Source organism: Streptomyces sp. NPDC001634 (assembly GCF_040298185.1).
Taxonomy (GTDB): domain Bacteria; phylum Actinomycetota; class Actinomycetes; order Streptomycetales; family Streptomycetaceae; genus Streptomyces.
In genome coordinates this window covers 1-8,917 of record NZ_JBEOZU010000010.1, presented here as the reverse complement: position 1 = coordinate 8,917, position 8,917 = coordinate 1, and the positions used below count along the sequence as shown (strand labels likewise).

The following is an 8,917-nucleotide window of genomic DNA, read 5'->3' as shown; positions in this document are numbered from 1 at the left end:
GTCCGGGTCGTTAACGCTGCCCATGGCCTGCCGGTGTTCGGGGGGGGCCGCGGTCCACCACCCCGCGGGGTCCTCGCCGCCGCCGCGCGCGGTCCGCTCACTGCACCGGATACGCCGCCACACTCAGCCGGAGCGCGAAGAGGGGCGCGCTCTGCGGCCCCCACGTGACAGTCACCGCTCCCGTGCGCGCGGCCCGCACCGTGACCCGGGTAACGCCCTTGCTGTCCGTGGCGCTCGAGGTCACCAGCGCCAGCATCGGATTGCTGGTGCGCGGCTGCGGCCAGGAACCCTGGGCCCGGGGCTCTAGGACCACGGTCACCGTCGTACCGGATCGCACACACAGATGGTGGACGGCGGCGTCCTCGGGGCCGTGGGCGATGGCGGTGGAACCCGCGACACACCCTGGGGTCGCGGAGGCTGTCTCATGCGGAGCTGGGGACCGTGCCGAGGCCGAGGACGAGGACGGTGATGTTGCCGGCCTTGCCACAGAGGGCGAGCTGGGGATTCCTGGCGTGCCGGGGCCGCTCTCCGATGGGGTGGCGGTGGGTGGATCGGCGGAAGGACGGGGCGGCGTCGAGTGCGCCTCCGAGCCGCTGCCGCTGCCTCCGCAGGCGGTCAGAAGACAGGAGAGGGCGACCAGGACGGTCCCGAGCCAGGGCCAGGACCCGCGACGGCGTCTGCTGTCCTGCGTCATCATGACCACTCCTGCGTTTGACGAGTGAGGGGGCATGGGCCGACCAGGCAGTACGGGAGGGCCGGCCGGGGCCGACTCGCTGCCGATGGCGGGCCGTTCAGCCCACGTCCTGCGAAGGACGGGCCGCAGGGAGTCGCGGCGGCGACGGGCCGCAGGGAGTCGCGGCGGCGACGGGCCGCAGGGAGTCGCGGCAGCGTTCGGATGCCGTTCACACCATGAGTGTGCCCCGTCCGGCCCGGCGGCGGGACCATCGGTCCCTCACCGGGCCGTGGCCGGACACCCACACTCGGAGGACAGAACCCCCAGGCCTGCGCCGACGCGTGAGGAGGGCATCATGCACCGCACAACAGTGGACGCCGTGATTCCGGAGACCTGTCTGTCGGCCGCGATCGCCGCGCCCTCGATCCACAACACCCAGCCATGGTCCTTCCTGGTGGATGCCGCGTCGGCCACATTCCAGGTCCGCGCCGCCCCTGAACGCGGCCTGCCGCACACGGATCCAACAGGCCGCGCGCTGCATCTGTCGGTGGGGGCGTGCCTGTTGAATCTCCGGATCGCGATCGCGCACTTCGGACGGTCGCCGGTCGGACGACTGTTGCCCTTCCCGGAGGACCCTGGCCTCCTCGCAGTTGTCCGCCTGGCAGGGGTCGCCGCCAGACGTCCGATGGGACACCGGGCCGACCTGTACGAAGCGATCTGGCGCAGGCACAGCAGCCGCCTCCCTTTCTCGGGAAAGCCGCTGCCGCCGTATCTGCGCAAGGAACTCGGTGAAGCCGCCCGTGCGGAGGGTGCGCGGCTCTGGTTTCCCGACCCTGTCGAGACAGCGCGGTTGCTCCGTCTGACCGCCGAGGCGGAGCGCCGCAACCGTATCGATGCCGACCGCGTGGCGGAGAGCAACCGCTGGGTCCACCGCGATCTGCAGCCGACTCCCGATGTGGGCCTGCCGCGGGTGGTCCTCGGTCCCCAGGACGCCCGCGAAAACCTTCCCATGCGGGACTTCACCGCGCAGCGGCACACCGAGCGGCTGGTTGCCCGACCGTTCGAGACGGAACCGATCGTCGCTGTGCTGATCACCGAGCACGACCGCCGCGCCGACTGGCTGCGCGCCGGCCAGGCGCTCCAGCATGTGTGGCTCCTCGCCACGGCACACGGTCTGCGGGCCTCCTTGCTGCACCAGGCGCTGGAATGGCCGGACCTGCGCAGTTCCCTGAGCCCGACGCCAGGGCGGATCGGACATGTGCAGATGCTCATCCGCCTCGGATACGGCCCCGAAGGCGCTGCGAGCCCGCGGCACACTCCGCGCTTGGTGCTGGATGAAGTGGCGGTGAGTCACTAGGGCCCGTCCGCACGGTCATCAACCCGTGGCGGCAGCTGTGGCGACGGCATGCGGCGCAGGGGCCAGGGCTGTGCCCATGCCGGGGTGGACTTCGAGGGCACCTGCCAGGCACGGCGCGAAGGATCCGCTGGAAGCGCACACTGCCGGTGGCCAGCCGCAACCGACCGTGCCGGGCCTCGGCTCGGTTTCGTGCCCGGCACAGGACCCCGAGACCGGTGCAGTCGTTGAAGGCCGGGGAGCGCAGGTTGAGCACCAGATCGGGATGCGGGCGGCGGTCAGGGCCTCCAGCCGGGCCGCGAGAGGCGGCGCAGTGAAGATGCCGATCTCGCCTTCTGGTCCTGTCGGGCCGGTCCGGCGGGGCGAAGCGGCCGACCGGCCCGCGCATCGCACGAACACCTGGACAGGCCGGCCTCACGGCCCATCGATCGGGTGCTGACATCGGGCCGTTCTCCGGTACGGCCGGGACCCCTGGCCCCTCATCCTGTCGGGCTGCTGCGGCGCCGTCGGGACGCCCGGGTGCAGCAGCCCGTGCACGATCAGGAACGCCCCACCAGAACGGCGATCACGACAGCACCTCCGGTTCGTCCGGTTCGGCACCACCCATGTCGAGCCGGAACGGCGGATACGTGTCCGTCATCAGGGCGGCGTAGGCAGCGACCCGCAGCACCCACCTGTTGAGGCCGAGAACCAGGTCGAACAGATCCTTCGGGTACTTCTCGGTGAAGGCCAGGGTCACGGCGGCGATCACCGCCAGCACGGCGATCAGCCCACCGTCCCACCAGCCCAGCTGCCGGCCGCCGAGGAAGAACCCGATGACGATGTAGTGGGGGATGGCCAGCAGCCACCACTTCACCAGCACCAGGCCCCGGGAGAGCCGTTCGGGACAGTCGATGTCCAGCCGCGCCGGATAGTCGGGTTCCTCGCCCAGGCTGAACGGCGGATACCGGTCGGTGCCCAGAGCGCCGTACGAGTAGTAGCCGACCCGCCAGGTCCAGCGCAGCACCCCCAGGTTGAAGTCGAACAGGGGGCGCGGATAGCGCTCGGTGAACAGGATGCTGAAGAACGCGATCACGCTCACCACGGTGAAGGCGATCCAGAGGAAGAAGAGAACCACGTAGTGAGGGATGATCAGGATCCACTTCACCAGCCACAGCCACCGGGACAGCGGCGCATCCAGCACCGCGCTCACCCGGACTGGACGGTCAGGTGTTCCGGCCAGGGCTGTCATGGCGATCAACTCCTTCGGCCCGGAGCGACAGCCGATACTCGGCTCCAGGACCAGTGTGGTCACAGACAGGGCACCGTCGGGAGGGCCGTCCGGAGCCGTCCTGGGGGCCGTCCGTCCCGGCTTCCCCCCACGGGCACCCGCCGGATCGGCACCCGCCCGGGACTGATGCCGATGCGGTCCGTCCGGTGCTCAGGTGCCAGTCACGCCGTTCGGTCCGTAGTAGGCCGCGCGCATGATCTCCTGCATGTCGGCGAGTATCGGCATGCGGGGGTTCGCGGGCGCGCACTGGTCCTCGTAGGCGTTCAGGGCCTGCTGGGGCAGGGCGTCGAGGTAGGCGTGCTCGTCGACGCCGAGGGTCCGGAACGACGGTTCGATGCCCACGGCGTCGCGCAGCCGCTCCACCGCGCGGGCCAGCGACTCGACGCCCTCCTGTGGGGTGGCGGCGGGCAGGCCAAGGGCGCGGGCGATCTCCTGGAAGCGATCCGGGGCCCGGTAGTTCTCGTACTTGGGCCAGCCGGTCAGCTTCGTCGGGATGGTTCCGTTGTAGCGGATGACGTGCGGCAGCAGGACGGCGTTGGTACGGCCGTGCGCGATGTGGAAGGTGGCGCCGAGGGTGTGGGACATGGCATGGACGATGCCGAGGAAGGCGTTGCCGAAGGCCATGCCCGCGATGGTGGCCGCGTTGTGCAGCTTCTCCCGCGCGTCGGGGCGGCCGACGCGGTTGTTGACAGCCGCTTCGATGTTGTCGAAGACCAGCCGGATCGCGTGCAGGGCGAGGCCGTCTGTGAAGTCGTTGGCGTACACGGACACGTACGACTCGACGGCGTGGGTGAGCGCGTCGAAGCCGCTGTCGGCGGCCAGTGCCGGGGGCAGGTCCGCGGTGAGCAGCGGGTCGACGATGGCGACGCTCGGCGTGAGCGCGTAGTCGGCCAGCGGGTACTTCTTGCCGGTGGCCGGGTCGGAGATGACGGCGAAGGGTGTGACCTCCGCGCCGGTTCCGGAGGTGGTGGGGACGCACACCAGGCGGGCCAGTTTGCCCAGGACGGGGAAGCGGAAGGCGCGTTTGCGGATGTCGGAGAACTTGTGCCGCATGTCGGCGAAGTCGATGTCGTCGCCGGCGGCCTGCTGCTCGTACAGCAGCCACATCACCTTGGCCGCGTCCATCGGGGAGCCGCCGCCCAGCGCGATGATCGTGTCCGGGCGGAAGTCCCCCATGAGGCGGGCGCCGCGCCGGACGGAGTCGATGCTCGGCTCCGGTTCGACGTTGTCGATGACCTGCACGGTGACCGGCTCGTGGCGCTGCTGGAGTACGCGGGTGACGCGGTCGACGAAGCCGAGCCGGGTCATGGTCGCGTCGGTGACGATCGTGACGCGGTGAAGGTCCGGCATGTCGGCGAGGTAGCGGATGGCCTGTGGCTCGAAGTAGATCTTCGGCGGGATCTTGAACCACTGCAGGTTGTTACGGCGCCCACTGACCCGTTTGACGTTCAGGAGCTGGGCGGCGGAGACGTTGTTGGACACCGAGGTGTGACCCCAAGAGCCGCAGCCCAGGGTGAGCGAGGGCAGCAGGTTGTTGTAGATACCGCCGATCGCCCCCTGTGAGGACGGGGCGTTGACGATGACGCGTACGGTCTTCATGCGCCTGCCGTACGCCTCGGCGAGTTCGCGGTCCTCGGTATGGATGACGGAGCTGTGGCCCTGGCCGTGGAAGGCGACCATGTCGGCGGCCAGATCGAAGCCCTGCTGCTCGGAGTCGGCGCGCAGCACGGCCAGGACCGGGCAGAGCTTCTCGCGGGTCAACGGTTCCGCCGGGCCCACCCGTTCGACCTCGGCCAGGATGAGGGAGGTGTCGTCGGGCACGGTGAAGCCGGCCTGCTCGGCGATCCATGCCGGACTCCGGCCGACGACGGCGGAGTTGACCTTGGGTTCGCATCCGTCGCCCGAGGCCGACCTGCTGGTCGGGAAGAGGAACGCCTCCAGTTTCGCCTTCTCCTCGGCGGTTGCCAGGTGGGCGTGCAGGGTGCGGAACTCGGCCAGCGCCGCGTCATGGATCTCGTCGTCGAGGATGACGGCCTGCTCGGAGGCGCAGATCATGCCGTTGTCGAACGACTTCGACAGCACCAGATCGTTGACGGCCCGGCGCAGCTTGGCGCTCTTGTGCACGTACGCGGGGACGTTGCCGGCGCCGACGCCCAGGGCGGGCTTGCCGGCCGAGTAGGCGGCCTTGACCATGGCGTTGCCGCCGGTGGCGAGGATCAGCGAGACGCCCGGGTGGCGCATGAGCGTGCCCGTGGCCTCGACCGACGGGGTCTCGATCCACTGGACGCAGTGCTCCGGGGCGCCCGCGGCGACGGCGGCGTCCCGTACGATCCGCGCGGCCTGCGCGCTGCAGTGCTGGGCGGAGGGATGGAAGGCGAACACGACGGGGTTGCGGGTCTTCAGCGCCATCAGCGCCTTGAAGATCGTGGTGGAGGTGGGGTTGGTGACGGGCGTGATCGCGCACACCACGCCTACCGGTTCCGCGATCTCGACCATGTCCTCGACGTCGTCGCGGGCGATGACGCCGACGGTCTTCATATGGCCCATGCTGTGCGTGACGTGCTCGCACGCGAACATGTTCTTGGCCGCCTTGTCCTCGAACACGCCGCGTCCGGTCTCGTCCACCGCGAGACGCGCCAGGGCGGTGTGCTGGTCCAAGGCGGCGACCGATGCCTTCTTCACGATGTGGTCGACCTGCTCCTGGTCGAGGGCCTCGTAGTCGGCCAGTGCCTTGAGGCCGTTCGTGACCAGCCGGTCGACGGCGACGGCAATGCCGGACGGCGCCTCGGCGGGGACTGCGGTCGCGGTTCGGTCGTCGTGGCGGGTCATGGGTGTGCCTCCGTCGTAGAGAGAGGTGAGGCCGCACAGCCGACGGCCCGTACGGGAGCGGCGCCGCGAGCGATCGGCGCCGCTCCAGCAGCAGCGTCTCTCCGGAGCCCCTCCGATGAGCAGGTCCCCCCGGGCCCCGGCGGGCGTCCGTTCGGCCCCCGTACCCGGGCCGGGTGGCCCCGGTTCGTGAGTGTTCACGGGGACACCGCTCACCGCTGTCCCCAGCCGCTGCGGTCAGTTCTCGAGCAGTCAGGGGTGGGCGATCCCGGCCGAGGGAGCTTGTTCGGGTGGACGAGTGTCGTCGATACGGAACGTCAGACTGTTCACGACGCCGACCACTCCGTCCACCCGCCATGTCAGCCGGATGGTGAGGGGGATGTCGCTGCGGCGCTCCAGCCGGCCCTCCAGCGTGACCATGCCGTCCCGGACCGAGACGGTCACCGTGTGGGGTGGCGGACACATGGCGCGCGTCATGACCTCGTCGGTCACATCCCGGCGGATCTCCTCATCCGTCCGCAGGAAGACCCGCAGCAGGTCCCGACGGGTGGCGATGCCGATGAGGCGGTCCTCCTCGTCCACAACGGGAAGCCGGTCGACGCGGTGGCGTTCCATGACGCGCGCGGCGTCCGCGACGCGCTGTTCCGGGTGCACCGTGATGGCAGGCGTCGACATCAGCTCTCCGGCGGTCGTGGCCCGGGCGGTCGCCGTTGTCGTGTGGCGGGCGGAGCCGCGCAGCGCGGTCTTGCGCAACCGCCGCACGCGGCCACGGGCGGGCTGCGCGGCCTGGAAGCGGATCAGGTCGGTCTCGGAGACCACTCCGAGGACCTTGTCGTCGTGGTCCACCACGGGCAGGCCGCTGATGCGGTGCCGGTCCAGCAGTCGTGCCACGTCCTTGAAAGACGTCTCCCGGCGTGCTTCGACGACCTCGCGGGTCATTACCTCGCCGACAGTACGGGTCATCACGCCGGTTCCCTTCCGCGTCGACCGCCGCAGGAAGAGCGCGACGGATGCTGTGCTGGGACGCCCGCCGGCGTTGGGTCCCGTGGGCGCGGCGTCTGCGATGGCACAGGGACCGGGGCGCACGGGCTCTGTCGGCCGAGCAGCTGTTTCCGTCCTGTGGACCGTCCCGGGGAGCCGGCCCCTGATGCTTCTTCAGCGTTCCGCGCGAGGAGTTGCCGGGGCAGGGGCCGACCGTCCCGAAAGCGTGGGACTGAATGCCCCGGATCGCCGGGCCCGTGCGAGACGCGGCCACGTCCCGGCCCGGGCCCGGCAGTCGCCGTCGGCCGGGATGGGCTCCCTGCTCTCGAGCGGCTGCGCAGCGACTTCGGCCGCCCGCGCTGATGCTGACGGATCAGCGGCCCAGCAGTCGGTCGGCCTCGGTGAGGGTTGTTCGCACTCACCGGGGCCGTCGAGGAAAAAGCCCGGACTTTCCTGAGGGCCCGGGCTATCGGTCACCTGTTGTCGTCGGCCTCCGGCCCCGGAGAGGGCCGCATGTCCGGCCTCCGGGCGCGAGATCGGGACGCGGAACGGCGAGCAGGAGACATGGTCGAGCCCGGCCTCGTGTGCAAGACAGGGTTCGGCTCACGCCGTCGAGCGCAAACGGTTTCTGGCCGTATGGAGACCGAGCCCTGCCGTCACGACTCCTCCACCGGCCCCCTGTCCAGCAAGGATGCGCTGCTCCAGGCCTTGCGCGGGTTGGCTCGTCACCCCTATAACCATCCTGCAGGCTTCGGTGGGGATGGCCGGAAATGGCTGCCAGCCGCCGACCAGGGGGATCCTCAGCTCCGCCGGGATCAGCACCAGCACCCGCAGACCGACGGAGACATGACGACATGACCGACGCCGCCTTTCGCGATGCCATGACCCGCCTTGCCGTCGACCCGGCATTCAGGGCCGAACTCGACGGCGACACCGACGACGTTGCACGAAGACTTGGCCTGACGCCCGAGCAGGTCGCCGGGCTGCGCCGGCTGCGCGTCGAATCCGGTACCGCCGACGGACCGGCCACGCTCGACGCGCGGCTGTCCAAGTCGTCCCTCTTCTTCGGCAGTGCGGCACACGCACTGGCGCATCACGATGTGACCGTCGACCACGCGCCCGTCGACCACGCCCCTGCCGACCACGGTACGAATGATGCCGGGGCGCTCGACGCCGCAGCGTCCGACAGGATCAGCCTGATCGGCGGGACGTTCGGTGGCACCTTCCCGGGCGGTGGGGATGCCCTGCCCGGCGACCCGGGTGGCTCGGCCGACTTCGGCGACTTCGGTTCCTTCGGCGACCTCGGGCACGGCACCTCGGGGATCGACGGTCCTGCCGGGTTCGGCGAAGGCGGAGACCTGGGCTCCGGTGGCGGATTCGGGGACGGTTTCGGTGGAGCCGAGGGCGGTTTCGGGGGCTTCGGTGTCGGAGACGGCGGCACCGGGGGCGACTTCGGGGGCTTCGGCGGCCATGGCGGAGGTGCCGAGGGCGGGTTCGGCGGGTTCGGAGGCGGTGACGGCGGCGGCTTCGGCGAGTTCGGAGGCGGTCACGGCGGAGGCTTCGGCGGTGAGGGCGGCGACGGCGCCGGTCTCTTCGGCCACGGCGGCATCTTCGACCGCGGCGTAGGCGGAGACGGCGGCGGGGGCGGCGGCGAAGGCGGCGGCGGTGACGGCGGCAGCCAGGAGAACGAGCGCCGTCCCAGCGGCGGCGGTGAGCCCGGCGGTGGCGGTGGCGAAGGCGGCGGTGTCGACGGCGGCTCCGGTCACTGATGCGGCGGCTGTGAACCCGGAGTTTGCGGAGAAGTCGGCTCGGG

The 8,917-nt window shown here is 70.7% G+C and carries 6 protein-coding genes; 2 read left to right on the top strand and 4 right to left on the bottom strand.

What is annotated here, in order from left to right; genetic code table 11:
* Positions 1-97: 97 nt before the first annotated feature.
* Positions 98-337: a hypothetical protein gene (locus tag ABT186_RS08710; RefSeq protein WP_351924225.1), complete on the bottom strand. Its 240-nt coding sequence runs from the start codon at positions 335-337 to the stop codon at positions 98-100.
* 691 nt (positions 338-1,028) lie between these two features.
* Here ABT186_RS08710 and ABT186_RS08705 point away from each other — a divergent pair.
* Complete coding sequence (locus ABT186_RS08705; protein WP_351924223.1) at positions 1,029-2,030, top strand: Acg family FMN-binding oxidoreductase; 1,002 nt, start codon at positions 1,029-1,031, stop codon at positions 2,028-2,030.
* Positions 2,031-2,592: 562 nt separating this feature from the next.
* Here ABT186_RS08705 and ABT186_RS08700 read toward each other — a convergent pair.
* The 3 genes from ABT186_RS08700 to ABT186_RS08690 form a co-directional block, all read right to left on the bottom strand.
* On the bottom strand, positions 2,593-3,258 hold the full coding sequence (locus ABT186_RS08700) for a DUF4389 domain-containing protein (protein ID WP_351924364.1): 666 nt from the start codon (positions 3,256-3,258) through the stop codon (positions 2,593-2,595).
* Between the two features lie 189 nt (positions 3,259-3,447).
* Positions 3,448-6,126: a bifunctional acetaldehyde-CoA/alcohol dehydrogenase gene (adhE, locus tag ABT186_RS08695; protein ID WP_351236651.1), complete on the bottom strand. Its 2,679-nt coding sequence runs from the start codon at positions 6,124-6,126 to the stop codon at positions 3,448-3,450.
* A 249-nt stretch (positions 6,127-6,375) separates the two neighbouring features.
* A complete protein-coding gene (locus ABT186_RS08690) occupies positions 6,376-7,086 on the bottom strand; it encodes a CBS domain-containing protein (protein WP_351236649.1) in 711 nt (236 codons plus the stop codon).
* Positions 7,087-7,958: 872 nt separating this feature from the next.
* Here ABT186_RS08690 and ABT186_RS08685 point away from each other — a divergent pair.
* Positions 7,959-8,873, top strand: coding sequence for a hypothetical protein (locus ABT186_RS08685; protein ID WP_351924221.1), 915 nt, complete (start codon positions 7,959-7,961; stop codon positions 8,871-8,873).
* The last annotated feature ends 44 nt before the right edge of the window (positions 8,874-8,917 follow it).

What these genes read in the sequence shown, in the direction of transcription:
- ABT186_RS08705 (WP_351924223.1), top strand. Translation starts at nt 1,029, where the DNA reads ATGCACCGCACAACAGTGGACGCCGTGATTCCGGAGACCTGTCTGTCG.
- ABT186_RS08700 (WP_351924364.1), bottom strand. Translation starts at nt 3,258, where the DNA reads ATGACAGCCCTGGCCGGAACACCTGACCGTCCAGTCCGGGTGAGCGCG.
- adhE (WP_351236651.1), bottom strand. Translation starts at nt 6,126, where the DNA reads ATGACCCGCCACGACGACCGAACCGCGACCGCAGTCCCCGCCGAGGCG.
- ABT186_RS08690 (WP_351236649.1), bottom strand. Translation starts at nt 7,086, where the DNA reads ATGACCCGTACTGTCGGCGAGGTAATGACCCGCGAGGTCGTCGAAGCA.
- ABT186_RS08685 (WP_351924221.1), top strand. Translation starts at nt 7,959, where the DNA reads ATGACCGACGCCGCCTTTCGCGATGCCATGACCCGCCTTGCCGTCGAC.